Genomic DNA, 25,838 nt, shown 5'->3' with positions numbered 1-25,838 from the left:
AACACCCTGTCCCCCAAGGAAAGAAGGTAACCATGTCCGCCGTCGCCACTCCCCTGCGCCGGGTCGTCGGCCTCGACGACGAGCTGCCCCGCCTGGCCGATGCCACGGTCGTCATGATCGATTTCCAGAACACCTACCGCGAGGGGGTGATGCGGCTTCCCGAGGCCGATGCGGCACTCGCGGCCGGCGCCCGGCTGCTGGCCGCGGCCCGTGCACTGCACCGCCCCGTCGTGCACATCGTCAACGACGGCGGCCCCGGCACCCCCTACGACGTCGGCTCCGATATCGGGGCGATCATCGCCGAGGTCGCTCCCGTCGCGGGAGAACCGGTGGTGGTCAAGACCTTCCCGATGCCTTCCACGAGACGGACCTGCACGACATCCTGCGGCGCACGACTGCCGGCCCGGATCTGGTCCTGGCCGGATTCATGACCCACATGTGCGTCGCGTTCACCGCGCAGGGCGCGTTCATCCGCGGCTACCACCCCACCGTCGTCGCCGAGGCCTGCGCCACCCGCGCCCTGGCCGCCCCGGACGGAACCCCCTTGTCGGCGGAGGCGGTGCACGCGGCGGCGCTGACCACGATCAGCGACCTGTTCGGACGCGTCGCTCCCACGATCGCGAGCCTGATCGACTGACACGATGGAGAGATGACGATCGGGACCGTGAAATTCTTCCGGCCGGAGAAGGGCTGGGGCGCGATAGCCGCGGCGGAACTGCCGGACGGCTGCGACGCCTGGGTGCATTTCAGCGCGATCGAGGGCGAAGGTTTCCGATCGCTCGAGGCGGGTGAGCGCGTGGAGTTCGACTACGAGCCCGCACAGCAGGACAGTTTTCGATACCGCGCTACCCGAGTTCGCCGCGTCGACGGCGCCGATCATCACAGCGCGGCCGGGGCCTAGCCTGGGCTCAGACCCGGCCAGCCGTAGTTCGGGCGGCCGGTGGCGGCTCCCGCGCGGGCCATGGGCGGGGCCGGCGGGGTGACCGCCGGGATCTGGGCGCCGAGTTGGCGGCGCATCTCGTCCATGTCGAGCCAGCGGATCTGCTGGATGACCTCTTCCAACTGGGCGGCGGTCTGGAAGCCCGGATTGGAGTACACGAGCAGGCCCTCGCGGAAGGCGACGAGGGTCGGCAGGCTGCTGATCTGGGCGGCGGCGGTGAGGGCCTGCTCCGCCTCGGTGTCGACGGTGGCGTGCACGATCTCCGGGTGCGCGGCCGCGGAGTCGGCGAAGATCGGGGCGAAGCGGGTGCACCAACCGCACCAGGAGGCCCAGAAGTCGACGAGCACGATCGCATGGGTCGCGATCACCTGCTCGAAGTTCTGCTGGGTCAACGGTTGGGTGGGCATGGGTTCCTCCCGGCGTCGGCCATCGTCGAGTCCGGATTCTCCCACGGATCGCCGGTCACAGCAGGGCTCGACGGGGCGGCGTCCGCCGAGCGCTGTCGGACGGCGGCCCGGCTGGGTATCGTGGAGTTATGGGTATGGGCGACCACCCGCAACGAACACCGCTCTACGGCGTAGTGCTGCTGTTGGGCGTTCTGATCCTGGGTATCTGGGTGCACGAGCTGCCGTATGTCGGCCTGCAGGTCCTGGCCTACATCCTGCTCGTCATGATCGCGGCACCCGCCTTCGTGATGACCTTCCGCGATTATTCGCGGTGAGGGTTTCACTACCCGGTGACCAGGGCGTACCGCAACATCGTCAGCTCCTCGGCCGTCAGCCCGTGCTCGCGTAGCCAGCGGGCGGCACCGCCGTGGTCACGCCGCAGGTCGTCGAGGAATCGCAGCATCACCGCCGCTTCGACGGCCAGAATTCCGGTACTCGTCGGCGGCAGCCCGGAATAGGAGTTCAGCGCGTCGAGCCGGTTGCGTACCCGCGTCATCCGCTCATTGGTGAGGGCGTAGTCCGCCGCGATCACCTCCGGCGCCACGCCCACCGCATCGAGCAGTACCGCCGCCAGCACCCCGGTGCGGTCCTTACCTGCCGCGCAATGGAATACGACCGCCTGCCGGTCGGCATCGGCGACCAGCCGCGCCGCGGCGACGATCTCCTCCGGACTGCCGGCGAGCAGCTGTCCGTACAGCTGCGCCAGATCCACGCGCGTCTTGTCCGGCACCAGATCCCGTGCGGCGAGGGAGGATTGCGCCGATTTGCGGACCGGCAGATTCACCTTCTCGATCGCCGCGGCGGCCAGCAGGCCGTACCCTTCCCGTTCCACTTCGTCGGGCAGCCGCAGGTCGATCAGGGTACGCATCCCGACCGAGCCCAGCAGCAGCGCCACATCCGCCTCGGTCGCCTGCTGCAGGGTGCTCGACCGCAGCGCCACGCCGAATCGGGTCGTACCGCGGCCCTCGACCGGCAGTCCGCCGAGATCGCGGACGTTGTCGATTTCCTCGAAGTCGACCCAGCGCCGGGTCGCGTCGAATTCCTGGGCGATCGGATTACTCGGCACGGCCGGCCGCCGCTTCGTCGGCACGGCTGAGCCCGCACAGCCCGATCAGATCTTCGTGCAGTTCGAACCACACGGTGTGGTAGCTGTCCATGATCGGCCGCGCCACCCAGGCGTGATCACCGGCGGCGATCCGCTCGACCGCCGTCTCCAGCCGCTCGCGATACCGGGCCAGCCGCGGTGCGATCGATCCCAGCCGCTCGGCCAGGGGGCGCACCCGGGTGTGCAGTTCGGTGAGCCGGTCCAGCACCGCCGCATCGTATTCGGCGTCCCCGTGGTCGTTGGGTGTGGCCGCGTCCTTCATCTGCCACGCGGTCACGATTTCCTTCAGCTCGGCGTTGACCACGCAGAAGTCCTCGTAGGCGGCGGCCATCGCGGCGGTGTCGACCTCGCCGCGCTCGACGGACAGCAACTCGCCCAGGCGATGGCGCCCGTCGGGCGTCAGCCGCACACCCGCGGGGGTGTCGGCGCACAATCCGCCCGCCACCAGCTCCGCACACCGTGCGCTCACCTCGTCGGTGTCGCCGCCCAGGCTGGCGGCCACCGCGTCACCGCGCACCCGGCCCTTCACACCGATCAGGCGCAGCAGTTCCAGCTCGCTCACTTGCCGGACAACCGCCTGTGCCACAACGACTTCCGCATCGCCGGCGAGGGCTCCCGCGAGGTCATCGGGTGCGACCCCCGCCCAGTCGGCGAGTCTGCGCACATCGTCGAGGACCGCGCCGTCGACATCTCCACCGGCGACCTCGCCCGCCCACACCACACCGGCGCCGCCGTCGACCGTGACAGTGCGTCCCGCGAGCGCGTCCACGACACCCGGTCCACATCCGACCACACACGGCCGGCCGAGTTCCCGGCTCACCAGGGCCGCGTGCGAGGTGGTGCCACCCAATTCGGTGACCACCGCGCGGGCCGCGATCATGCCGGGCAGATCATCGGGACTGGTCGTCGGCCGGACCAGGACGACGTTCTCGCCCGCCGCCGCGCGCGCTTCCGCCTCGTCGGGATCGGTGACCACGACACCGAAAGCCAGACCTGGGCAGGCGGATTCGCCCCGGGCCAGCGCCTCGCCCGCGTCCGCCGCCGTGGTGGCGGGCTGCAGGACGGCGCGAATCTGCTCGGCCCCGACCCGCTGCAGCGCCTCCGCCGCGGTAATCAGGCCTTCCTCCGCCATCGCGACCGCGGCTCGCACCGCCGCCCGCGCCGAACGCTTCGCCGGACGCGACTGCAGCATCCACAACGCGCCGGATTCGACGGTGAATTCGATGTCCTGGATATCGCGCCCGTCGCGTTCGAGCAGTTCCGCGGCGGCGATCAGCCGATCGTGCACCTGGGGCTGGGTGGCGGCGAGGTCGCTCAGCGGCCGCGGTGTGGTGCGGCCCGACACCACGTCCTCGCCCTGCCCGCCGACCAGCCATTCGCCGTAGGCCGGCCCGTCGCCGGTATTGGGGTTGCGGCTGAACAGCACGCCCGTCCCGGACGCGGCGTCGAGGTTGCCGAACACCATCGCCTGCACGGTGACCGCGGTGCCGAGGTCGTCGGACACGCCGCGGTTGCGGCGATACGCCTTGGCGCGCACCGAATCCCACGACCGGAACACCGCGGTGATCGCCGCGCGCAGCTGTTCCCACGGGTCCGCCGGCACCGCGCCGTCGGGTGACTGCAGCACCGTCTCGCGATACTGCGCCCGGAAACGCCGATGGGTGTCGGCGGCATAGCCGGCGCTGCCGGTCGCCGCGGCGAGCGCCTGTTCGACGCCGTCGTTGATGCCGAGGTTGAGAACGGTGTCCATCATGCCGGGCATGCTCACGGCCGCGCCCGAGCGCACGGAGACCAGCAGCGGCCGGCGGATCGAGCCGAAGGTGCGGCCGGTGCCGTGCTCGAGCATGGCGACGCCGTCGCAGACCGCCCGCCAGATGTCGTCGGCGATCGCGCCGCGCTCGGTGAAATCACGCCAGGCGTCGGTGGTGAGCACGAATGCCGGCGGCACCGGCAGCCCGAGCCCGCGCATGTGGTTGATACTCCAGGCCTTGCCACCGATCCGGTCCCGCGACAGCGGGCAGTTGCCGTCCAGTCCGACGACGGTTTCCGATCGTTGGGCCAGCTCCGCACCCGCGGTCATGTCACTCCTTCGGTCCATCCATCGGGGCATCGAACCCCCTGCCGCCCCGGTCATCCTTCGAGAGTGCCGCCCGACCGTCCTCGGCCAGTAGCGATGGTCCCGCTCAGCGGATGCGGGAACCGCCGGCCCGCTCGCGATACCACTCACCGGGACTGGCGGTGTGCGAACGACCTGCGCGGCACCAGCCTGCGGCACCATGGGCCGTGGACCGCCGGACCGGCGGCCGGCGAATGTGTTCCACAGTGTGTGTATCCGGACAGCGATGGTGTGCGAAGAGATGACGGCGGAGCCCGCGACGATTCCGGCTCTGGTATCCGCACAGGCACGCCGGAACGGGTCGACCGTCGCGATCGTCGAGGGCCGCACCCGCCTCACCTACGCCGACCTCCACGCCGAGGCGCAACGGGTGACCCGCGCGGCGATGGCCCGCGGGGTGGCCGCCGGCGATCGGGTCGCGATCTGGGCGCCCAACAGCGCCCGCTGGATCGTGACCGCCGTGGGCCTGCTCGGCGCGGGCGCCACCCTGGTGCCGATCGGCACCCGGCTGCGCGGACCGGAGGCGGCGGACATTCTGCGCCGCACCCGATGCCGTGGGCTGTTCACGGTGCGGGGATTCCTGGGCATCGACTATCCGAGCCTGCTGGCGGATCAGGGCCCCTTGCCGGACCTGGAATTCACGGTCCTGCTGACCGGCACGCATGCCACGGACGACAGCGCCACTTCCCCGTCGAAGTCCGACGACGATCGGGACTCGCCAACCGGCGCTGCCCAGTCGGTCACCGGTTCGGGGCACCGGCGGCGCGACCGGCACGAACCCGATGGATGCGCTGCTCGTTCGCGCGATCGGCGCGAGAGCGCACCGATCGGCTGGCAAGACTTCATCGCCGACGCCGCTCGAATCCGGTTGTCGGATGCCGAAACACGAATGGCCGCACTACCTTCCGACGCCATCAGTGACATCCTCTTCACCTCCGGCACGACGGGCTCCCCCAAAGGGGTGCTCACCACCCATCGGCAAACCCTGACCGTGCTGGACCGGTGGGCGAGCGCGGTCACCCTGCGCCACGGCGACCGCTGCCTGCTGCCGAATCCGTTCTCGCACACCTTCGGATACAAGGCCGGCATCGTGGCTTGCCTGTCGCGGGCGGCCACCATGTTTCCCGTGCCGGTGTTCGATGCGCGATCCGCGGCGGATCTCATGACGGCCGAGCGGATCACCGTCCTCGCCGGCCCGCCGACGATTTTTCTCGATCTGCTCGCGGCAGGTCGGTCGTTTCCGGCGCTGCGACTGGCCGGCACCGGCGGCACCGCGATTCCGGCGGAGCTGATCGCCCGGATGCGTGCCGACCTCGGAGCCGATCAGGTGTTCACCGCCTACGGTCTCACCGAATCGGTCGGCGTGGTCGCGGTCTGCCCGCCCGGCACCGATATCGAGCGCACCGCCCACACCGTGGGTAAAGCGTTGCCGGGCAGCGAGATTCGAATCCTGGATGCCGACGGCCGCGACGTGCCGGCCGGTACGCCCGGCCGGATCGTGGTGCGCGGACCGAACGTGATGTGCGGATATCTCGACGACCCCGCCGCCACCGCCGCTGCCGTCGACCCGGAGGGCTGGCTGCGTACGGGCGATATCGGCGCCCTCGACGCCGGCGGTTGGCTGCGGGTCACCGACCGGCTCGAGGATATGTTCATCGTCGGCGGGTTCAACGTCTATCCGGCCGAGGTCGAACAGACGCTGCGCCACTATCCGGGCATCGCCGAGGTGGCGGTCGTCGGTGTACCCGACGAGCGCCTCGGAGAGGTCGGCGCCGCCTTCGTGGTTCCCTCCGGGACGGCGCCGTTCGACGCGGACGGTCTGCTCGCGTGGTGTCGCACCCGCTTGGCCGGATACAAGATTCCGCGCACGGTGCGGATAGTCGACCGGTTGCCGCGCACGACTGCGGGCAAGGTGGACAAGCGCCACTTGCGTTGCACACCTTGACAAAAGGATGCTGCGGTCCGTGACGAAGCGCGGGGCGGGCCGACCTCGACCGGCGCTGCCGGCTCACGCCCCGCAGCGTCCGGACCGGAGCCCCGGGCCGGCGATTCCCGCGATCACCGACCCGGCCGTGGCCTACTTGCTGACTTCGTTGCGCATCTGCGCGGTGAGGATCTTCTGATATCCGGAGCCGAAGATGCGCGGCAGCAGATCGATCATCCGGGCGTCGTTGCCGATCAGCACCTTCGCCTTGTCCTTGCGGATGCCGTCGACGATCGCCTTGGCGGCCTGTTCCGGACTGGTCTTGGCGAGCCGGTCGAAGTTGGCGGCCAGCGCGTCGCGATCGCGGGTGGCGCCCGCGCGCGCCTTCCACGCGATCTCGGTCTGGATCATGCCGGGATGGACGCAGCTCACCGCGACGTTGTGCCCGGCGATCTTCATTTCCTGGCGCAGCGCGTCGGTGAAACCCCGGATCGCGAACTTCGTCGCGTTGTAGGCACCCTGGGTCGGGCAGGCGGCCAGGCCGAACATGCTCGACACATTGACGATCGCGCCGTCACCGGAGGCGATCACGTGCGGCAGAAAGGCTTTCGTCCCGTAGGCCACACCCCAGAAGTTGATGTTGACGATCCATTCGAAATCGTCCCAGCTGACCTCTTCGGTGCTGGCGGTCAGTGACACACCCGCGTTGTTGACCACGATGTTCACCCCGCCGAAATCGCCCGCCACCTGGTCGGCGTGGGCATACACCGCGTCCCGGTCGGTGACGTCGAGCCGGTAGGCGCGGGCGCGGGCGCCCTTCTTCTCGCACAGCGCGGCGGTCTCGGCGACATTGTCGATATTGCGGCCGGACAGGGCCAGGCGAGCGCCGTGGCCGGCCAGCTCCAGGGCCAGCGCCCGGCCGATACCGGCGCCGGCGCCGGTGATCACGGCGGTCTTACCTGCGAAATTCTTCACCGCGGAAATCCTTTGTGTCAGTGGGAGGTGAATCCGCCGTCGGCGACGAATTCCGAACCGGTGCTGTAACCGGACTCGTCGGAGATGAGGAACAGCACCAGATTCGCCAATTCCTCGGGGGTGCCGGGACGTGCCAGCGGCTGATCGTGGAACATCGAATTCGAGCGCGCCGAATCGCTGGTCATTTCGGTCATCACCACACCCGGATGCACCGAGTTGACGCGAATTCCCATGGGCCCGAACTCCTGTGCCGCGGTTTTGGTCATACCGCGTACCGCCCATTTGGAGGCGGTGTAGCCGAGGATGTTCGAGAAGCCGATGATGCCGCCGACCGAGGAGATGTTCACGATCGACCCGCCACCGGCACGTCGCATCGATCCCACCACGGCCTTCATGCCGAGAAAGACACCCACCTGATTGACGTCGATCACCTTGCGGTAGTCCGCTTCGGCGAGCGTTTCGATCGGATCCACGTGCACGATTCCGGCGTTGTTCACCAGGCCCGAGACGGGGCCGAACGCCGATTCCGCCTGCGCGACGACGTCGTTCCACGCGGATTCGTCGGTCACGTCGTGGTGGACGAACAGGGCCGCGCCGCCCAGCCGCGCGGCGGTCTGCCTACCTTCCTCCGCCAGCACATCGGTGATCACGACCGAGGCGCCCTCGGAGACGAGCCGCTGCGCGAACGCCGCACCCATGCCCCGGGCCGCACCGGTGACGACGACCGTTCTACCGTCGATCCTGCCCATGATCACTCCTGTCCCGTGCGTGCGGGCACCTTGCGGCCGTTGCTCGCCCGCTTCGGCGCCGATACGGCGACCGCTTCCCGCGGTTCGCGTTCGTCGGCGAGGTGGTTGGCCGCGATGTACCCGAAGACCATGGCCGGGCCGATCGTCGCTCCGGCGCCCGCGTAGTCGTTACCCATGACCGACGCCGAATTGTTGCCCGCCGCATACAGTCCGGCGATCGGCGCATTCTGTTCGTCGAGCACGCGGGCATATTCGTCGGTGCACAGCCCGCCCTTGGTGCCCAGGTCGCCGGGCACCATTTCCACCGCGTAGAACGGTCCTCTTTCCAGCGGCGCCAGACACGGATTCGGCTGCACGGTGGGATCGCCGTAATACCGGTCGTAGGCGGAATCGCCGCGTCCGTAATCCTCGTCGCGCCCGCTGCGGGCGAAGCCGTTGAAGCGCTGCACCGTGGCGGCCAGCGTCGCGGCGGGAACACCGATCTTGTTCGCCAGCTGCTCGAGCGTATCGGCCTGGGTGATGATTCCGGCGTCGAGATATTTCTGCGGAATCGGGCGCTTCGGGAAGTTGCCCAGGAACAGATATCTGTCGCGGAAGGTCTGGTCCATGATGAAGTAGGCCGGAATATGGTCGACCCCGGCGGCCTGCTGCTCGTACATGGTGTGCACGACGTTCACATACGGGGCCGATTCGTTGACGAACCGCTCCCCCGCGTGATTGACCATGATGCCGCCGGGTTGCGCGCGTTCGGCCAGGCAGAAGAACGGCGGCCCCTCGGGGTTGCGCACCGACGGTCCCCACCAGGCGTCGTCCATGAGATCCACCGCACCGCCGGCCTTCTGGCCCGCGACGATCCCTTCGCCGACGTTCTCGGTGGCACCGACCGTCCAGTCGGTGGATTGCGGCCCGGAGATGTACTGCTTGCGCATCTCCAGGTTGTGTTCGAAACCGCCGGCCGCCAGCACCACGCCGCGGCGTGCCTTGATCAGCACCGGAACGCCCTGGTGTTCGGCGCGCACACCGACCACGGCCCCGGCTTCGGTGACCAGTTCGGTCAGCGGGGTGTTCAACCACACGGGCACCCCGGCGTCGCGCAGCGACAGCCACAGTCGTGCGGCCAGGGCCTTGCCCAGGCTCAGCGGCAGCCGGCCGCGCAGCTTGTTCGCCACCGCCTGCGCCCCCACCTTCATCGCGGTGCGCTTACCGGCCCAGGTGCGGGCGATCATGTTCAGATCGTGGAAGTCGCTGACGGTGAAGGCGATTCCCTTCGGCCCCGACATGGTCGGCTGGTTGATCTTGTGCAGATCACCACCGAGCAGACGGCCGTCGATCGGAGCCGGTTCGATGCTGCGGCCCTGCGCGAGCCCGCCCGGGAACTCCGGATGGTAGTCGGAGTAGCCACGGTCGTAGACGAACTGCCAGTACTTGCTGCGCGCACCGATGTAGCGCATCATCTCCGGCCCGTGATCGAGGAAAGCTCGCTGCTTCTCCTCCGGGACACGGTCGCCCACAACGGCTTTCAGATATGTCCGAGCCAGTTCCGAGCTGTCCGGCACACCCGCGGCCTGCAGCACCGGATTGTTCGGGATCCAGATTCCGCCGCCGGAGCGCGCGGTGGATCCTCCGAAGCTGCGGCTCTTCTCGATCATCGTCACCGACAGCCCGCGATAGGCGGCGGTCAATGCCGCGGTCATACCGGCCGCGCCCGAGCCGACGACCACCACGTCGAATTCGAATTCCTGTGTCATCCGTCCTTCTTCCCCATCGTTGCATCCGACGCTATGGCCGCTCGGCCGCGGCGACACGGCACGGTCCCGGCCAGCGGGACTTACGGCTGACCAGTACGGGTCCGGGAAGGACTATTTCGATTAGGCATACACCGCTAGGACAGGGAGCACGCGGATGAAGTTCTCGATGATCTTCGAGGCTCAGATGACCGATCCGACCGCCGAGCACGAGGCGCAGGTGCTGCGCGACTGTGTGGAGCAAGCCGTGCTGGCCGACGAGATGGGCTTCGACACCGTCTGGGCCGTCGAACACCACGGTCTCAAGTGGTACGCGCATATGAGCGCCCCCGAAATCTTCTTGACCTGGGTGGCGGCCAAGACCCAGCGCATCCGGATCGGCCACGGCGTGGTGTGCATGCCCTTCAACTTCAACCACCCGGTGCGCGCGGCCGAGCGGGCGGCGATGCTGGACGTGCTCTCCGGCGGGCGGCTGAATCTGGGCGCCGGGCGCGGTGCGACACCGGTCGAGACCTCCATGTGCGGGGTGGACCCGGAACGCACCTACGCCGAGGTCGAGGAGTCGCTGCGGATGATCGGCCGGGCCTGGCAGGATCCCGAGGGCGAATTCGAATATCACGGCGAACTGCTCGACATCGATCCGCATTCGCTGCTGCCGCGGCCGGTGCAGCGTCCGCATCCCCCGCTGTTCATGGCGTGCACGAAGAAGGACACGCTGAAGCTGGCCGCCGACTACGGAATCGGCGCTCTGGTACTGGGTTTCGCGGGAGTGGAGGAGATCGCGGAACTGCGCCGCACCTACGACGAGGCGATCGCCGCCCGCACCGGTGAGCGGTTCGTCTCGACGGTGACCAACGACCACTTCGCCGCCCTGTGTCCCACCATCGTGCTCGACGACCGGGAACGGGCGCAGCAGATCGGCGCGCGCGGCCAGCGGTTCTTCGCGCAGTCGATCAAGCACTACTACGGCGCCGGTCCGGTGCCGGACGAGGCCGTGGATCCGACCGTGGACGAGGTGGCGCGGATCAAGGAGGCCGCCGACGAGCACGTCGCCTACCTGCACGAGGCCAAGATTCCGGTGAAGGCGGGGTCGACCTCGGTGTTCAACGCCGACCACGCCTACGGCAGCCCCGAGGACGCCATCGCCTACGTCGAGCGTCTGCGCGATGCCGGCGCCGACGAGATCCTGTGCCTGATCCAGATGGGCACCGTGCCGCAGGAGGCCTGCCTCGAGACGATCCGGCACTGGGGCGAGAAGGTCATTCCGCATTTCCGGAATCAGTGATCGGACAACCACGGGCCGGTCTCGCTCAACGAGACTGCCGCGAGCCGAGGGCGCCGGATGCGGCGCAGGATCTCAGCATATTTTCAGGAGGAGAAGTCGAATGGTCGATCTCACAGGCAAAGTCGCAGTGATCACCGGCGCGGCGCGCGGACAGGGCGCGGCGGAGGCACGCCTGTTCGTCGAACGCGGTGCGCGGGTCGTTCTCACCGACGTACTCGACGCCGACGGAAAGCAGTTGGCCGACGAACTCGGCGAGGCGGCGCGCTTCGTCCGCCACGACGTCACCTCGGCCGACGACTGGAATGCCGCTGTCGCAGTGGCCGTTTCGGAATTCGGAGGGCTCGACGTGCTGGTGAACAACGCCGCGATCTACACCGCGAAACCGCTCACCGACACCACGCCGGAGGAGCTCGAAAAAATTCTGCAGGTCAACCTGGTGGGTGCCTTCCGGGGCATCCGGTCGGTCGTGGGGCCGATGTCCGAGGCGGGCGGATCGATCGTGAACATCTCGTCTCAGGCGGGACTCGAGGGCCTGATGGGGCACTCCGCCTACGGCAGCTCCAAATGGGGCCTGCGTGGGCTCACCAAGACCGCGGCACTCGAATTGGGCCCCAAGGGGATTCGCGTCAACTCCGTGCACCCGGGCCCGATCGCGACGCCGATGGTCCCGTATCTGACCACCGGTCCGGGCAGCTTCCCGACCCTGCCGCTGCAGCGCACCGGCGTGCCGGAGGAGGTCGCCGAGCTGGTCGCCTTCCTCGCCTCGGACGCGTCGTCGTATGTCACCGGTGCGGAGGTCACCATCGACGGCGGACTCGCCGCCGGGAAGTTCATGCCGCCGGAGTTGCAGGAGGCGCGGTGAGCGGCGGCATTCGAGGCGCAGCCGATCGCGAACGTCTGAGAACGTGTGGTCCGCAGCACGCAGCCGATGTGGTGGAAGCCCGGTCCCCGCATACCGGCAGATCCGCACGTGCGGCGAGGGGCGGCGACTCATGGCGATGACGCCACGAACGCGCGCAGTGGTCGAGGCAGCCACCGCGGCGTTTCCGAAACTCGGAACCGAGGTGCTCGACGCCGCCGAAGCGCGGCGGCAGCTCGCGGCCCGGCCGCCAGCGCCGATCGAGCCCATTCCGGTTGCGGCCGTGTGTGATTCGACCGTATCGAGTCCGCATGGCGGCGACATTCCCGTGCGGATCTACACCCCGAGGGGCGGCACCGAGCCGCTGCCGGTCGTCATGTTCTGCCACGGCGGCGGGTTCGTGATCTGCAGTCTCGACAGCCACGATCAGTTCTGCCGTGCGATGGCGAACGAGACCGGCGCGCTGGTCGTGTCGGTGGATTATCGCCAGGCGCCGGAACATCGGTTCCCGGCCGCCGCGCAGGACGCGTACGCCGTGCTGCGCTGGATCGACGCGGCCATCGCACAGCACGGCGGCGACCCCGCCCGGATCGCCGTGGCCGGTGACAGCGCGGGCGGCAACCTGGCGGCGGTCACGGCGCTGATGGCCCGTGATCTGGCCGGCCCGGCGGTGGTTGCGCAGCTGCTCATGTATCCGATGCTGGATCCGGCTCGCGCAAGCGCGTCGTACCGGGAGAACGCGCAGGGCTATTTCGTCACCGACGACCATCTGCGCTGGTATTGGGAGCAGTACCTCGGCGACGCCGACGGCACCGATCCGTATGCCGCACCCCTGCTGGCCGACCCCGCCGGGCTACCACCGGCGCATATCGCCACCGCCGAGTACGACCCGCTGCGCGACGAGGGCGAGGCCTACGGGGCGCACCTGGCCGCGGCCGGTATTCCCGTCGAGGTGCATCGCTACGAGGGCATGTTCCACGGGTTCATGACCATGGGCGATGTGCTGCCGGAAACCGGCGTCGCGAAAGAACGTGCCTTCGCGGCACTACGCCGGGCGTTCGCGGGCCACTAGCGGAGCACGCCGTGCGCGTGCAGCGGCTCGCGGGTGCGGGCCGAGAACCGGTCCGCCCGATTATTCAAGTGCGCCGACGGCCCGTGATCCCTACCGTGAACAGGGAGAGTTGTTCACGAAAGGATCGAGATCATGTTTCCCGTCGAGCTGCGCGGCACCAAGGCGCAGACGCTCATGTGGGCCCACGAGCACGAGGTCGAGCCGGCCGCGCTGCAGCAGCTGCGCACCCTCGCCCAACTGGAATGGGTCTACGGCGTCCGCGTGATGCCCGACGTGCACCTCGGCAAGGGAGCCACGGTCGGGTCCGTCATCGCCATGAAGGACGCGGTCGCCCCGGCCGCCGTGGGCGTCGATATCGGCTGCGGGATGGAGGCCGTCAAGACCTCGCTGACCGCCTCCGATCTGCCGGACGATCTGCATTCGCTGCGGTCGCGCATCGAGTCCGCCGTGCCGGTCGGATTCAACGCGCACAAGGAGCCGGTGAAGGTCACCCGCCTGCAGATGGACGTGCACGGCCGCCGGGCGACCGGCGCCACGGTGCGGGCCGGGTGGTCCGCGTTCTGGAGCCGGTTCGGCGATCTCGATCCGGCGGTGCAGCAGCGAGAGTCCAAGGCGCACAAGCAGATGGGCACGCTCGGCGGCGGTAACCACTTCATCGAGGTCTGCCTCGACACCGAACAGCACGTGTGGATTCTGCTGCACTCCGGAAGCCGCAATATCGGCAAGGAATTGGCGGAGCGGCATATCGCCGTGGCGCGCACCCTGCCGCAGAACCGGGACCTGCCGGATCGCGATTTGGCGGTATTCCTTTCCGGCACACCGGAAATGGACGCCTACCGGCGCGATCTCAGCTGGGCGCAGGAGTACGCGGCCCGCAACCGGGCGGTGATGCTGGACCTGGTGTGCGGTGCCGTGCGTGACGAATTCGATGCGCTGGCCGTGCGTTTCGACGAGCCGATCTCCTGCCACCACAACTACGTGTCGGAGGAGATGGTCGACGGCATGCCGATGCTGGTGACCCGCAAGGGCGCCGTCCGGGCCGGAGCGGGTGACCTCGCCCTGATCCCCGGATCGATGGGTACCCGCTCGTATGTGGTGCGGGGCAAGGGAAATCCCGCCTCGTTCCAGTCGGCCTCGCACGGTGCGGGCCGCCGCATGAGCCGCAATGCGGCCAAGCGGCAGTTCACCGTCGCGGATCTGATCGCGCAGACCGACGGGGTGGAGTCCCGCAAGGACGCCGGGGTGATCGACGAGATCCCCGCGGCCTACAAGGACATCGACGCCGTCATCGAGGCCCAGAGCGATCTGGTCGATGTGGTCGCGACACTGCGTCAGGTGCTGTGCGTGAAGGGCTGAAGGAGGATTCGTTCCGGCATGCCGGTGATCGGCGTGCCGGAACGGCCGCGTCTATTTGCGCAGCACACCCACCATGCCGGCGCCCAGCAGCATCATGCCCGAAATCAGGGCGAAGCCGTAGGTCACCCAGGAGTGCAACGCCACCTGCATCGTGGCGTCCGTGAAGGGCAGGTCGCCGATCAGGCGGAAGGTGTCGTCCGGGTACAGCAGATGCAGCACGCCGGGAAAGATGCCCCACACCAGGCTGGCCACGATCGTGCCCACCGGCGAGAACGCGGCCATCGCCGCGACGAACAACAGCAGCAGGGAGCCGCCGAAGATCTCCAGCGCCGCGGTCCAGCGGTCGGTCACCGCACCCACGATGACCCAGTACCGGATATCGGCTCCCCCTTTGGCGGCGAACGCGATTCCGATGGGCGTCACGATCAGCCCGAACAGCACACCCGAGAGGGTCCGGCTGGTGACCCCGCGGCTTTGGAACTGCGCGCCCGGTGGGGCCCAATCCGCAGGTGATTCGAACTTCTTGGCCATCGCCCGTTCCTCCCGCATTCCCGCGCATGCCAGTGGACCTCGCAGTCCGATCGCCCTCATTGTCCTGCCTCGCGACCGAAAATGTCCGACGCCGGGCGGAAAACGTTCGTGGCGTGGCGGTCCCGGGTTGCCGGTGGTTAGCATCGGCTATGCCCTCGACATCAGGATCTGCCCGACCGCCCGAAATTCCCGGAGTGCGCCGCAGTTTCATCGAGGCCCGCGGCGTGCGATTCCACGTCACCGAAGCCGGGGTGCCCGACGGCCGGCCGGTCCTGTTGCTGCACGGATGGCCGCAACACCACTACGCGTACCGGCATCTGCTCGCCGATCCGCCCGCCGGGTTGCGCCTCATCGCCCCGGATCTGCCGGGTTACGGCTGGTCGGGTCCGCCGCCGCATCGCTGGGCCAAGGAGGACGTCGCCTCCGACCTGCTGGCGCTGGTCGACGAGCTCGAACTGCCGCGGCTGTTGCTCGCCGGTCACGACTGGGGCGGGTTCGTCGGATTCCTGATGGTGCTGCGGGAGCCGGAGCGGTTCGAGGGTTATCTGCCACTCAATATCGCGCACCCGTGGATCACCGCCCGGACCTTCGCACCGCACGCCTGGCGTTTCCTGATGTATCAGCCGCTGGTGGCTACCTTCGGCGTGCCGCTGCAGCGGTACACGCCGTTCGTCGATCGCCTGTTGCGGCTCGACGCCGACGCGCGGCGTACCTTCACCCCGGAACTCGCCCGGATCTACGGCGACCGGTTCCGCGATCCGGCGGTGGCTCACGCGGCCACCGACACCTACCGCACCTTCTGGTTGCGGGAACTTCCCGCCGCCCGCCATCCGGAACGCCGCCGCGCCACGATCCCGATCCGTGCGCTGTTCGGCACCGGAGACGCGGCCATCCACCCCTCGCTGGCGGCCGCGGAGACCGCGCGTGCCGACGACTACACCGTCGAATACGTCCACGGCTGTGGACATTTCATCCCGGAGGAGCGACCGGACCTGGTGCGGGATCGGCTGCTGGCGCTGGCCGCCGAAACCGGTTAGACAGCGCCGCGACCGGTCTTCCGATCACGGGCGGGCCCGTGTCGGGACCGCGTTTGCATGGACGGGGTGCGGCTGTAGCCGGATGGTGGCCAGGTGTCGGAGGGGTCGGGCACGATGGAGCGCGTGACTACCACCGAGCTGCGCGAATCCGCCGAATCCCTGCTGCGCGAGCTGGCCGGGCCCGGGGCGCGCCTGCGCGAGGACCAGTGGACGGCCATCGAGGCGCTGGTCGTCCAGCGGCGGCGGGCGCTGGTGGTCCAGCGCACCGGCTGGGGCAAATCGGCGGTGTACTTCATCGCCGCGCGGTTGCTGCGGTCCCAGGGGCGCGGGCCGACGGTGATCGTGTCACCGCTGCTGGCATTGATGCGTAACCAGGTCGCGGCCGCGCGCCGGGCGGGCGTGATCGCGGAGACCATCAACTCCGGCAATGTCACCGAATGGGACGAGATTCATCAGCGCGTCGCCGCCGGCGAGGTCGATGTGCTGCTCGTCAGCCCGGAACGATTGAACAATCCCGATTTCCGCGATTCGGTGCTTCCCAAGCTGGCCGCCGACGCCGGCCTGGTGGTGGTCGACGAGGCGCACTGCATCTCCGACTGGGGGCACGATTTCCGTCCCGACTACCGCCGCATCCGCACGTTGATCGCCGACCTCGGCGAGGACATTCCGGTGCTGGCGACCACCGCCACCGCCAACAACCGGGTGGTCACCGATGTCGCCACCCAGATCGGCACCGACACCCTGGTGCTGCGCGGCACCCTGGACCGGGAATCGCTGCATCTGTCCGTGGTGCGGATCGACGACGCCGTCCAGCGGACCACCTGGCTCAGCCGGCAACTGGGTGAGTTGCCCGGCTCCGGAATCATCTACACGCTCACCGTCGCGGCCGCCCATGACCTCGCCGACGTCCTCACCGACCACGGATACCCGGTCGCGGCCTACACCGGTCGCACCGAACCCGGAGAACGCGAAACCCTCGAGCAGGCGCTGCTCGACAACGACGTGAAGGCGCTGGTTGCGACCTCAGCGCTCGGCATGGGCTTCGACAAACCCGACCTCGGCTTCGTGGTCCACGTCGGCGCCCCCTCCTCCCCCATCGCCTACTACCAACAGGTCGGCCGCGCCGGGCGCGGACTGGTCCCGGACGCCTCGAGCCCTTCCGGCCGGGCGGCCCGCGCGGAGGTCATCCTGTTACCGGGGCCCGAGGATCGGCGGATCTGGAATTACTTTGCGTCCGTGGCCTTTCCACGCGAGCAGGTGGTGCGGTCGGTGCTGTCCGCCCTGGACTACGACCGTCCGATGTCCACGGTGGCCCTCGAACCCCTGGTGGAACTGAGCCGGTCGCGGTTGGAGATGGTGCTGAAGGTACTGGACGTGGACGGCGCGGTGCGGCGGGTGCGCGGCGGCTGGCTGGCCACCGGTGAACCGTGGACCTACGACGCCGAACGCTACGAGCGCCTCGACCGGGCACGCGAAGCGGAACAGCAGGCCATGCTCGAGTATCAGAGCACCGCCGAATGCCGGATGAACTTCCTGCGCCACCAACTCGACGATCCGGGCCTCGCCCCGGACGCGCCCGGCTGTGGTCGCTGCGACAACTGCACCGGCCGCTGTTTCGACACCTCGGTCGACGCCGGCGAGGTGGCCACCATCCGTGCCCGGCTGGACCGGCCCGGGATCGATCTGCTCCCCCGCAAACAGTGGCCGACCGGACTGTCGAAGTTGGGAGTTCCGTTGTCCGGCAAGATATCCGACGGCCCCGAGGTGGGCCGGGTGCTCGGCCGGCTCAGCGATCTCGGGTGGGGTCAGCGCTTGCGAACCCTGCTCGACGCGCCCGACGGCCCGGCGCCCGACCACATCGTCGACGCGTGTATCGCCGTTCTGCGGGAATGGAAGTGGACGCAACGTCCCGGGGCGGTGATGGCCCTGCAATCGGCGACGCATCCGGTACTCGCCGCCGACCTGGCCGCCCGCCTGGCCCGTATCGGCCGTCTCACCGATCTCGGTGTCCTGCACACCCGTCCCGACCGGCCACCGGTCTCGGCGGCCAACTCCGCCCACCGCGTGGCGGCACTGTTCGACTCGTGGGAGACCCCCGACCTCACCGGCCTCGACACCCCGGTCCTGCTGGTCGACACCCACACCGACACCGGCTGGACCCTCACTCTCGCCGCCCGGACCCTCCGCCACGCCGGCGCCCCCGCGGTCCTTCCCTTCGCGCTGGCCACTCCGACGTGAGGTACGGACGCGGCGCGTGCGGTGCCCGGCGATCGATCACCCACTATCGTCGATCCGGTGACCAGTAAGTCGACGCCGGCCGTGGAGTTGACGGTCGGCGAGCATACGGTGCGGGTGTCGAATCCGGATCGGGTGTACTTCCCCGAGCTCGGGGCGACCAAACTCGATCTGGTGCAGTACTACCTGAGCGTCGGCGACGGAATCGTCAACGCCCTGCGGGACCGGCCGTGCATGCTGCACCGCTTCCCGAAGGGATTGCCGGGCGGGAAGGTGCATCAGAAGCGACTCCCGGCGGGGGCGCCGGACTGGATTCCGACCGTGCGCGTGCACTTTCCGCGCTACAACCGGCACGCGGACGAACTGTGCGTGCGGGAACTGGCGGACGTGATCTGGGCGGTGCAGATGTCGACGGTGGAGTTCCATCCATGGAACTCGCGCCGCTTCGACACCGAGAAGCCGGACGAATGGCGCATCGATCTGGATCCGATGCCGGATTGCCCGTGGTCGCGGGTCCAGCGTGTCGCGGAGGTCGCGCACGAGGTCCTCGATGAGCTGGGTGCGGTCGGCTGGCCCAAGACCTCCGGCGGGCACGGCCTGCACATCTACGTGCGCATCGCGCCCGTGCACGGCTTCCGGCAGGTGCGCCGCGCCGCGCTGGCCTTCGCGCAGGAGGTCGAGCGCCGCGCCCCCGACGATGTGACCACCACGTGGTGGCGCCGCGATCGCGATCCGGCGCTGCTGTTCGTCGACTACAACCAGAACGCCCGCGACCATACGATCGCCGCCGCCTACTCGGTACGCGGCAACGCCGCCGCCACCGTCTCGACCCCGGTGCGGTGGAACGAAATTGCCGATATCGAACCGAACGACTTCACCATCAACACCGTCCCCGCCCGCTACGCCGAACTCGGCGATCTGCACGCGGGTATCGACGACGCGGTGTTCGACCTGAATACGCTGCTGGAATGGGCCGACCGCGACCGGGTCGAGGTAGACCTCGACGAAGACGAAGGAGCACCCGACGCATGACCGGCGCAGCCCGCATCGCACTGGCACCGATCACCGACGACTCGCTGGGACAGGCGATCACCGGCGCGGGAGCGCGGCTTTCGGAGCTGAGCGACGCGCGGGCGCTGGTGTGGGACGGCGGTCCGAACGGATTTCCCGACCTGCCCGCGTCGATCGAATGGGTGCAGTTGTACTCGGCCGGGGTCGAGGAGTTCTTCGACGCCGGCATCTTCGAGCGCCATCCGAACGTGGTATTCACCTCGGCGGCAGGCGCGTTCGCCAAGAGCGTTGCCGAGGGGGCGATGGCGCTGCTGCTCGCGGGCGTGCGCTATCTGCCGGAGCACATCCGCGCCCACAGCTGGCGGCAGACCGAGTTCTTCCCGCATATCGGCACCTTGCGCGGGGCGACCGTCGCGGTGGTCGGCGCGGGCGGTATCGGCCGTGAGGTCATCGCCATGCTGGAGCCGTTCGGAGCCCGGGTGATCGCCGTCAATCGCTCCGGCCGTCCGATCGACGCCCCCAATGTGGTGGAAACGATTCCCGCGGACCGGATTTCGGAGGTTTGGGCCCGCACCGACCATGTGGTCGTCGCCGCGCCCGCGACCGAGGGCACCCGCCACCTGATCGGCAAAGACGAACTGACTCAGCTGAAGCCGCATTCGTGGGTGATCAATGTCGCCCGTGGATCGCTCATCGACACCGAAGCCCTGGTCGCCACACTGCGGGAGGGCGCCGTCGGCGGGGCGGGCCTGGACGTCACCGATCCCGAACCGCTCCCCGACGGCCATCCGCTCTGGGACCTGCCGAATGCGATCATCACCCCGCACGATTCCAATCCGCCGCAGCTGCGTACGGCCGCCTTCGCCGACCACGTCGCCGCGAACGTCACCCGCTTCGTGCAGGGGCGTGAGCTCCTCGCACGGATCGATCCGGACGCCGGTTACTGATCACCGCCCGTGCCGGTGATTACCGCAGGGGGATGTCCACCCCATGCTCCTCGGCCGGACGGGGGCCGAATATCCGGCGATCCGCCTCGGTGATCGGCACGTCGTTGATGCTCGCCTCCCGGCGTGCCATCAGCCCTTGGTCGGTGAATTCCCACAGCTCGTTGCCATAGCTGCGCCACCATTGGCCGGTACGGTCGTGCCATTCGTACTGGAATCGGACGGCCATGCGGTTTCCGCGAAATCCCCACAGGCTCTTACGCAGCGCGTAGTCGAGTTCGCGTTCCCACTTCGCGGTCAGGAATTCGACGATCTGCGCACGGCCGGTGATGAATTCGTCCCGGTTCCGCCAGGCCGAGTCGGGAGTGTAGGCGAGCGCGACCCGGTGCGGATCCCGGGTGTTCCACGCATCCTCGGCAGCCCGCACCTTCTGCGCGGCGGTTTCCAGGGTGAACGGCGGATAGGGCGGTCGAGCTTCGGACATCGGATTCCTGCCTCTCCACGGAGAACGTTCGTTCTCCACCGATGCGTTACGGTAGGGAACGCACGTTCTCGATGTCAAGGGAGTCCCGGCCATGCCCGCCACGCTCAGCGCCGAACGGAATGCGTCCGACCGCGCGGCGCTGCTCGACGCCGCCGAGGAGTTGATGTACGCGCACGGCGTCCAGGCCGTCGGAATGGATCGGATCCGCGAGGCGTCCGGCCTGTCACTGAAGCGGATCTACGCGCTGTATCCGACCAAGGAAGACCTCGTCGTGGCGATGCTGCGCCGGCGCGACGAACGGTGGCGAGAGGCGCTGGCCCGGTACGTCGAACGCGTCGACGATCCGATCCGGCGTGTCGAGGCGGTCTTCCACTGGCTCCGAGACTGGTTCGGCGAGCAGGGTTTTCGCGGCTGCGCGTGGATCAACATGCACGGTGAACTCGGCGCCGAGTCACCGGCCGTCCGCGCGGAAGTGCGCGCACACAAGGCGGCCTTCCATGACATGATCGCCGGCTGGGTCGCCGCCACCGGATCCGACGCCGCCGACGCCATCTACCTGCTCGCCGAGGGAGCCATCGTCACCGCCGGCATCACGGGCGAGACAGCCGCCGCCTCGACCGCCGAAGCCGCTGCCGCGCAGATACTTTCGACTACCCGCCGGTGAACGGCAGGATCAGCTCGGGTCGCAGATGAGGCAGCGGGCCGGATCCGGTCGCGACTCGACGAACCGAACGTGACATAGGGTCGCGACGCCTCCCGTACCCGGCGGTAACTCTCGGCCGACACCCAGATTTCATGGGATTGCGGTAGCCGAACCGGGAGCTAGTGTGGTCAAAGCGACGGGGGGACTGCTAATTTCGAGCCTTCCACATAAGAAACGGTGGCGATTCACATTCTCCGCCGTACGGATCCGGGGCGGACGATCATGCATACAGCTTCCTCGCGCAGGGCGCTTTTCCGGGCGGCCGGCCTCGGCCTCGCTGCCGCGGCCGTGGCGCGTCGCGCGCCGGTGGCGGGTGCGCGCACCGTCTCCCGGCATGCACCGCTGCCGAATCCGTCCGATATCGCCACCACGGATCCGGCACTGCTGACCGCCACGGAGGCGTCCGCGCTGCTGCAGACCGGCCGGCTGCATCCGGCCGAACTGCTCGACGCCTGCTTGCGACGCAGCGCGAGCTACGACGGCGCGACCACCGCGTGGGTTCGTACCTATCCCGAGCTCGCCCATCGGCAGGCCGAGCGGGCCGCGCAACGACTGGCGGCCGGGAACGCGCCGCTGATCTGCGGACTCCCGATCGCGGTCAAGGACATCTATGCGGCCGCGGGGCTGCCGGTCACCGCGTCGAGCCGCGTTCTCGACGGCAATGTCGCCGCCGGAGACGCGACGATCTGGCGGCGGCTGCGCGAGGCGGGCGCGGTCCTGATCGGGCACGTGCACACCGCCGAATTCGCGATGGCCACCGACACTCCACAGGTCGGAAACCCCTGGGATATCAGCGAATCCATCGGCGGCTCGTCGGGTGGTAGCGCGGCGGCGCTGGCGGCCCGGTTCGCCCCGCTGTCGATCGGATCCGACACCGGTGGTTCGATCCGCATCCCCGCGTCGCGGGCCGGAGTCACCGCCATCAAGCCGACATTCGGCCGATGTAGCCGCTACGGCCTCATCCCCGTGATGTGGACCAGGGACCATCCCAGCCCGATGGGACACAGCGTCGCCGATGCGTCCCTGCTGCTGTCGGCCATGGTGGGCCCCGATCCGAACGACCCGGTGACCGGTGTGGCACCGGCGCCACCGGCGGACGGCTTCCCGCTGACGGCTACGGGTGGTGTGACCCCGCTGTCGGGCAAGCGTTTCGGAGTGCCGACGGAATTCGTTCACCCACTTCCCCCGGCACTCGGCACGTTGTTCACCCGCTTCCTCGGGCTGGTCACCGCGCTGGGCGGCGAGACGGTGGAGGTCACCATGCCGACACCACCGCTCGCGCTGGCCACCGGTGACGCGGTGGAGCTGGGAATGTTCCATCGGCAGTGGTCGGACAGGCTGTCGCTCTATCGGACCGAGAGCGCCGCGGTCGTGGCGATGGGACTGGCCGCACTGGCCGCGCCCGCCTCCGACTACTGGCAGCTGGAACGCGACCGTGCGCGATTCCAGCGCCGGTACAACCAGCTGCTCGCCGACCACCGGCTCGACGCGGTGATTCTGCCCGGAGCGATCACCGACAGCTCGAAACGCGATGACATCGGCCCGATTTCCCTCATCGGGCCCTGCGATATCCCGATGATGTGGGCCAATTACACCGGCACACCGGTCCTGGCCCTGCCGGCGGGCCGATCCGCGGCCACCGGTCTGCCGTTCGGCGTGCAGCTCGGTGGAAAGCCCTGGGCGGAAGCCGATCTCATCGCCATCGGACTCGAATTGCAGGCCGCGGACACCGCATGGCGTGACATGCCGTCCCTACTCCCGAATCCGCGCACCCTGCCCGAGATCGCCCCCGTGACCCCCGGTGACGGCCCCGACCCGACCAACACCGACGCCGGAGCCCCCGCATTCAACTTCATCCCGACGACCAGCGTCGTCGACACGTGACCGAACAGCGGTTCCGCACCGGCGAGGGCAGTCCGCAGTCCGCGTTACCCCGGTACCACGCTCCACGGGTCGAGAGTCGCGACTCCCATCGACGCGAAATCCTTGGTATTCCGCGTCACGATGGTCATGGCATGTTCGCTGGCGATCGCTCCGATCATCGCGTCTCGCTCGGGGCGTGGGTCAGGAACGTGCAGACGGGCGGCACGACGCGCGCTTCCGAGATCGAGCTCGAGGATTCGGCCGGCGAAGACATCGAGCACATCGTCCTCCAACCACATCCGCAGTCTGTTGCCCTGCGCCGCGTCACGGCGCTCGATCAGTCCGATCCCGAGCTCGATTTCCATGACGGTGACGACGCTCAGATACAACTCCGACGGCCGCCGCCCCGCGACCCAAGCCCGAACCGCGGGGCTGGCCACACGTATCGATTTCCGCAGCTCGCTGATGACGTTCGTATCGAGCAGGAACGTCACAGTGGAGGCACCTTCAGCCCGACGTTCAGTGCCGGCGGATCGAAATCGATCTCGTCGTCATCCATACTCAGCCGCGCCACGATGTCCTGGCTGTCCGCGCGTAGCCGCCGGTACTCCTCGATCGAAAGCAACACGTACGCTTCCTCCCCGCGATCGGTGATCACGACCGGCCCCTCGGACGCAGCACGTTTGGCGGCGCTGACATCGCGATTGAATTCACGAGCGCTCATCGTGGTCATAAGAACCAACCTCCGATGTAGGTACATACCTACCTTAGCTCACGCGGGGTAGTCGTGTCAGGGAGAGGGCATTTCTCCGGCGATACGGCGACGCTCCCGCTGACGCCGTAGGCTGCGGAGCGCGACCCTGTCCGCCTCTCGGAGGAGTTGTGCATGGTGTTCGGGTTACCGAAACTGCCGCCGCTACCGCTGGTGCGGGCCGTCGGGACCGTTCGCTATGCGCTGGGCGAAGCCTATCGGCGGTTGGCGCCGGCGCCGCTGTCGTTGATGGAGTTGCTGGCAGCGGGGTGGCTGGCGCAGGCCATTCATGCGGCAGCGGCACTGGGGATCGCCGATGAGCTGGCGCGGGGGCCGCTCACCGGCGCGGAACTGGCGCGGCGGGTGAGTGCGGACGAGGACGCGCTGCGACGGTTGCTGCGGCTGCTGATCAGTCACGGCATCTTCGCGCAGCGCCGCGACGGGCGCTACGCGCTGACCCCGCCCGCCCGAGCCCTGTGCCGCGACTCCCCGGAATCGCTGCGTGATGCGGCCCTGTTCTTCGGGTCGGCCACGCATCGGGCGCATTGGACGCATGTGGTCGATGCGGTACGCACGGGGAATCCGGTGGGACCGCAGGTGGACGGCGCTCCCTTCTTCGAATACATCCGCACCGACCGTCAATTCGGCGACCTGTTCGACCGTGCGATGACCAGCATCGGATCGCTCACCACGGAATCATTGTTCGCCGCTTACGATTTCGGCCGCTTCTCGACGATCGTCGACGTGGGCGGCGGACACGGCGCGATGCTCACCGAAATCCTCTCGCGCGCTCCCGAAACCCGGGGCGTGCTGTTCGATCTGCCCGATGTGGTGGCCGGTGCGGCGGAGCGCTTCGCGGCCGCGGGATTCGACGGGCGGGCCGAGGTAGCGCCGGGGTCGTTCTTCGAATCGGTTCCGGCGGGTGCGGAGGCGTACCTGCTCAAACATGTGGTGCACGATTGGCCGGATGCGCGTGCCGAACAGATCCTGCGGACCGTGCGCGCCGCGATGGCTGCCCACGCCCGGTTGATCATCGTGGAAATCGTGCTGCCCCAGGACAATCGCCCGCATCCGGGCAAGTACACCGACCTGGAGATGCTGATCAACAGTGGCGGCCGCGAGCGAACGGCCGGTGACTACCGCGACCTGCTCGCTCGCTGCGGTTTCGCGCTGACCCGCATCACCGAGACGGTGTCACCGGAATCCGTGATCGAGGCGCGGCCGGTGTAGGACCGCGCGTCATCGCGCCCCGCGCGGACGCCGGCGCGGGCGAGCGTTGCCGACGTGCTGCTCGACCAGTTCGCCCCACCAGTCGGCCAGCGAGCCGACCAGAAACCACGCGGCCCTCACCCGTTCGTCGTCCACCGGCTCGGCCTCGCGCAGCAGGACGGTGGCGCGCACCTGGGCGGCGGCGAGTCCGTCGACGGCCGCGCCGAGGGAACGCGCATGGGCCGCGGCGGCGGTGCGGTCGCTGACCCAGCGGTCGATGTGGACGACGATTTCCCTTCTGCGGCAGTCGATCTCCGCCGCGCGGACCGGCGCGCAGCGGCGGGCGAGGTGGAGTTCGGCCAGTTCGCGGGCGGCTCGGGTGACCGGATGGTCGTCGGCCTGGTCGCCGAGGTGGCCGCAGCAAGCGGCGAGAAGTTCGTGCCCGTCGGGTATCTCGGCATGGAGTTCGGCGGCCGTGCCCGGGGCGCCCGTCCCCAC

General features: G+C 68.8%; 27 protein-coding genes. 16 read left to right on the top strand and 11 right to left on the bottom strand.

Going from position 1 to position 25,838, the window contains the following annotated elements; translation table 11 throughout:
- The first annotated feature begins 32 nt into the window (after positions 1-32).
- The 3 genes from NK1_RS31520 to NK1_RS31515 are packed head-to-tail and all read left to right on the top strand — an operon-like array spanning position 33 to position 901.
- Positions 33-431 (top strand): isochorismatase family protein, encoded by a 399-nt coding sequence (locus NK1_RS31520; RefSeq protein WP_369689835.1) that lies wholly within the window; start codon positions 33-35, stop codon positions 429-431.
- Positions 371-637, top strand: a complete 267-nt coding sequence (locus NK1_RS36270; RefSeq protein ID WP_369689836.1) for an isochorismatase family protein — start codon at positions 371-373, stop codon at positions 635-637. Before NK1_RS31520 ends, NK1_RS36270 begins: the two co-directional genes overlap by 61 nt.
- A gap of 12 nt (positions 638-649) precedes the next feature.
- On the top strand, positions 650-901 hold the full coding sequence (locus tag NK1_RS31515; protein ID WP_063014650.1) for a cold-shock protein: 252 nt from the start codon (positions 650-652) through the stop codon (positions 899-901).
- Here NK1_RS31515 and NK1_RS31510 read toward each other — a convergent pair.
- Entirely contained in the window at positions 898-1,347 is a 450-nt protein-coding gene (locus tag NK1_RS31510) for a thioredoxin family protein (RefSeq protein ID WP_063014648.1), read from the bottom strand. The two genes, NK1_RS31515 and NK1_RS31510, sit on opposite strands and share 4 nt — an antisense overlap.
- Before the next feature lie 128 nt (positions 1,348-1,475).
- Here NK1_RS31510 and NK1_RS31505 point away from each other — a divergent pair, with 128 nt between their 5' ends.
- Positions 1,476-1,661 carry a hypothetical protein gene (locus NK1_RS31505; protein WP_036499560.1) on the top strand — a complete coding sequence of 62 codons (186 nt, stop codon included), beginning with the start codon at positions 1,476-1,478 and terminating at the stop codon, positions 1,659-1,661.
- 8 nt (positions 1,662-1,669) lie between these two features.
- On the opposite strand, the gene NK1_RS31500 is transcribed toward NK1_RS31505, so the two are convergent.
- Both NK1_RS31500 and NK1_RS31495 read right to left on the bottom strand, forming a co-directional pair.
- Positions 1,670-2,452 carry a tyrosine-protein phosphatase gene (locus tag NK1_RS31500; RefSeq protein ID WP_167354333.1) on the bottom strand — a complete coding sequence of 261 codons (783 nt, stop codon included), beginning with the start codon at positions 2,450-2,452 and terminating at the stop codon, positions 1,670-1,672.
- Positions 2,442-4,571: a pyruvate, phosphate dikinase gene (locus NK1_RS31495; RefSeq protein WP_063906165.1), complete on the bottom strand. Its 2,130-nt coding sequence runs from the start codon at positions 4,569-4,571 to the stop codon at positions 2,442-2,444. Before NK1_RS31495 ends, NK1_RS31500 begins: the two co-directional genes overlap by 11 nt.
- A gap of 277 nt (positions 4,572-4,848) precedes the next feature.
- On the opposite strand from NK1_RS31495, the gene NK1_RS31490 reads away from it, so the two are divergent.
- Positions 4,849-6,552 carry an AMP-binding protein gene (locus NK1_RS31490; RefSeq protein WP_157104539.1) on the top strand — a complete coding sequence of 568 codons (1,704 nt, stop codon included), beginning with the start codon at positions 4,849-4,851 and terminating at the stop codon, positions 6,550-6,552.
- Positions 6,553-6,684: 132 nt separating this feature from the next.
- On the opposite strand, the gene NK1_RS31485 is transcribed toward NK1_RS31490, so the two are convergent.
- The 3 genes from NK1_RS31485 to kstD are packed head-to-tail and all read right to left on the bottom strand — an operon-like array spanning position 6,685 to position 10,003.
- Positions 6,685-7,506: an SDR family NAD(P)-dependent oxidoreductase gene (locus NK1_RS31485; protein WP_063014644.1), complete on the bottom strand. Its 822-nt coding sequence runs from the start codon at positions 7,504-7,506 to the stop codon at positions 6,685-6,687.
- 17 nt (positions 7,507-7,523) lie between these two features.
- Positions 7,524-8,255 carry a glucose 1-dehydrogenase gene (locus tag NK1_RS31480; RefSeq protein ID WP_063014664.1) on the bottom strand — a complete coding sequence of 244 codons (732 nt, stop codon included), beginning with the start codon at positions 8,253-8,255 and terminating at the stop codon, positions 7,524-7,526.
- Between the two features lie 2 nt (positions 8,256-8,257).
- Positions 8,258-10,003, bottom strand: a complete 1,746-nt coding sequence (kstD, locus tag NK1_RS31475; protein ID WP_063906163.1) for a 3-oxosteroid 1-dehydrogenase — start codon at positions 10,001-10,003, stop codon at positions 8,258-8,260.
- 154 nt (positions 10,004-10,157) lie between these two features.
- Here kstD and NK1_RS31470 point away from each other — a divergent pair, with 154 nt between their 5' ends.
- From NK1_RS31470 to NK1_RS31455, 4 genes are all read left to right on the top strand, one after another.
- Entirely contained in the window at positions 10,158-11,285 is a 1,128-nt protein-coding gene (locus tag NK1_RS31470; RefSeq protein ID WP_063014642.1) for an LLM class flavin-dependent oxidoreductase, read from the top strand.
- A 100-nt stretch (positions 11,286-11,385) separates the two neighbouring features.
- The gene (locus NK1_RS31465; RefSeq protein WP_063014640.1) at positions 11,386-12,147 is read left to right on the top strand and encodes a glucose 1-dehydrogenase; all 762 of its coding nucleotides are present in this window, start codon (positions 11,386-11,388) and stop codon (positions 12,145-12,147) included.
- A 130-nt stretch (positions 12,148-12,277) separates the two neighbouring features.
- Complete coding sequence (gene lipP1, locus NK1_RS31460; RefSeq protein WP_063014638.1) at positions 12,278-13,216, top strand: LipP1 family hormone-sensitive lipase; 939 nt, start codon at positions 12,278-12,280, stop codon at positions 13,214-13,216.
- Between the two features lie 132 nt (positions 13,217-13,348).
- Complete coding sequence (locus NK1_RS31455) at positions 13,349-14,572, top strand: RtcB family protein (RefSeq protein WP_063014636.1); 1,224 nt, start codon at positions 13,349-13,351, stop codon at positions 14,570-14,572.
- A 51-nt stretch (positions 14,573-14,623) separates the two neighbouring features.
- Here the strand turns inward: NK1_RS31455 and NK1_RS31450 are convergent, their stop codons facing one another.
- Positions 14,624-15,103: a hypothetical protein gene (locus tag NK1_RS31450; protein WP_030512770.1), complete on the bottom strand. Its 480-nt coding sequence runs from the start codon at positions 15,101-15,103 to the stop codon at positions 14,624-14,626.
- A gap of 194 nt (positions 15,104-15,297) precedes the next feature.
- Here NK1_RS31450 and NK1_RS31445 point away from each other — a divergent pair, with 194 nt between their 5' ends.
- The 4 genes from NK1_RS31445 to NK1_RS31430 all read left to right on the top strand — a co-directional run bounded on the left by NK1_RS31445 (position 15,298) and on the right by NK1_RS31430 (position 20,333).
- A complete protein-coding gene (locus tag NK1_RS31445) occupies positions 15,298-16,140 on the top strand; it encodes an alpha/beta fold hydrolase (protein ID WP_439955970.1) in 843 nt (280 codons plus the stop codon).
- A 114-nt stretch (positions 16,141-16,254) separates the two neighbouring features.
- The gene (locus NK1_RS31440; RefSeq protein WP_063014632.1) at positions 16,255-18,378 is read left to right on the top strand and encodes a RecQ family ATP-dependent DNA helicase; all 2,124 of its coding nucleotides are present in this window, start codon (positions 16,255-16,257) and stop codon (positions 18,376-18,378) included.
- A gap of 57 nt (positions 18,379-18,435) precedes the next feature.
- Positions 18,436-19,407 carry a non-homologous end-joining DNA ligase gene (ligD, locus tag NK1_RS31435; RefSeq protein ID WP_063014662.1) on the top strand — a complete coding sequence of 324 codons (972 nt, stop codon included), beginning with the start codon at positions 18,436-18,438 and terminating at the stop codon, positions 19,405-19,407.
- On the top strand, positions 19,404-20,333 hold the full coding sequence (locus NK1_RS31430) for a D-isomer specific 2-hydroxyacid dehydrogenase family protein (RefSeq protein WP_063014630.1): 930 nt from the start codon (positions 19,404-19,406) through the stop codon (positions 20,331-20,333). The genes ligD and NK1_RS31430 overlap by 4 nt, the downstream gene beginning before the upstream one ends.
- A gap of 19 nt (positions 20,334-20,352) precedes the next feature.
- On the opposite strand, the gene NK1_RS31425 is transcribed toward NK1_RS31430, so the two are convergent.
- Positions 20,353-20,814, bottom strand: coding sequence for a nuclear transport factor 2 family protein (locus NK1_RS31425; RefSeq protein WP_063014628.1), 462 nt, complete (start codon positions 20,812-20,814; stop codon positions 20,353-20,355).
- Positions 20,815-20,905: 91 nt separating this feature from the next.
- Here NK1_RS31425 and NK1_RS36120 point away from each other — a divergent pair, with 91 nt between their 5' ends.
- Positions 20,906-21,478, top strand: a complete 573-nt coding sequence (locus NK1_RS36120; protein WP_063014626.1) for a TetR/AcrR family transcriptional regulator — start codon at positions 20,906-20,908, stop codon at positions 21,476-21,478.
- A 261-nt stretch (positions 21,479-21,739) separates the two neighbouring features.
- Entirely contained in the window at positions 21,740-23,401 is a 1,662-nt protein-coding gene (locus tag NK1_RS31415) for an amidase (protein ID WP_063014660.1), read from the top strand.
- A 44-nt stretch (positions 23,402-23,445) separates the two neighbouring features.
- Here NK1_RS31415 and NK1_RS31410 read toward each other — a convergent pair whose 3' ends face one another.
- Together NK1_RS31410 and NK1_RS31405 are read right to left on the bottom strand one after the other, a co-directional pair.
- Positions 23,446-23,874: a type II toxin-antitoxin system VapC family toxin gene (locus NK1_RS31410; RefSeq protein WP_063014624.1), complete on the bottom strand. Its 429-nt coding sequence runs from the start codon at positions 23,872-23,874 to the stop codon at positions 23,446-23,448.
- Positions 23,871-24,113 (bottom strand): type II toxin-antitoxin system Phd/YefM family antitoxin, encoded by a 243-nt coding sequence (locus NK1_RS31405; protein ID WP_063014622.1) that lies wholly within the window; start codon positions 24,111-24,113, stop codon positions 23,871-23,873. The genes NK1_RS31410 and NK1_RS31405 overlap by 4 nt, the downstream gene beginning before the upstream one ends.
- A 153-nt stretch (positions 24,114-24,266) precedes the next feature.
- On the opposite strand from NK1_RS31405, the gene NK1_RS31400 reads away from it, so the two are divergent.
- Entirely contained in the window at positions 24,267-25,361 is a 1,095-nt protein-coding gene (locus tag NK1_RS31400; protein WP_063014620.1) for a methyltransferase, read from the top strand.
- A 9-nt stretch (positions 25,362-25,370) separates the two neighbouring features.
- On the opposite strand, the gene NK1_RS35230 is transcribed toward NK1_RS31400, so the two are convergent.
- Positions 25,371-25,838 (bottom strand): hypothetical protein (locus tag NK1_RS35230; protein WP_063906162.1); only part of this gene is annotated, 468 nt, incomplete at its 5' end.

Source organism: Nocardia kruczakiae NBRC 101016 (genome assembly GCF_001612965.1).
Lineage (GTDB): Bacteria > Actinomycetota > Actinomycetes > Mycobacteriales > Mycobacteriaceae > Nocardia > Nocardia kruczakiae.
This window is presented reverse-complemented; position numbering and strand designations above follow the sequence as displayed.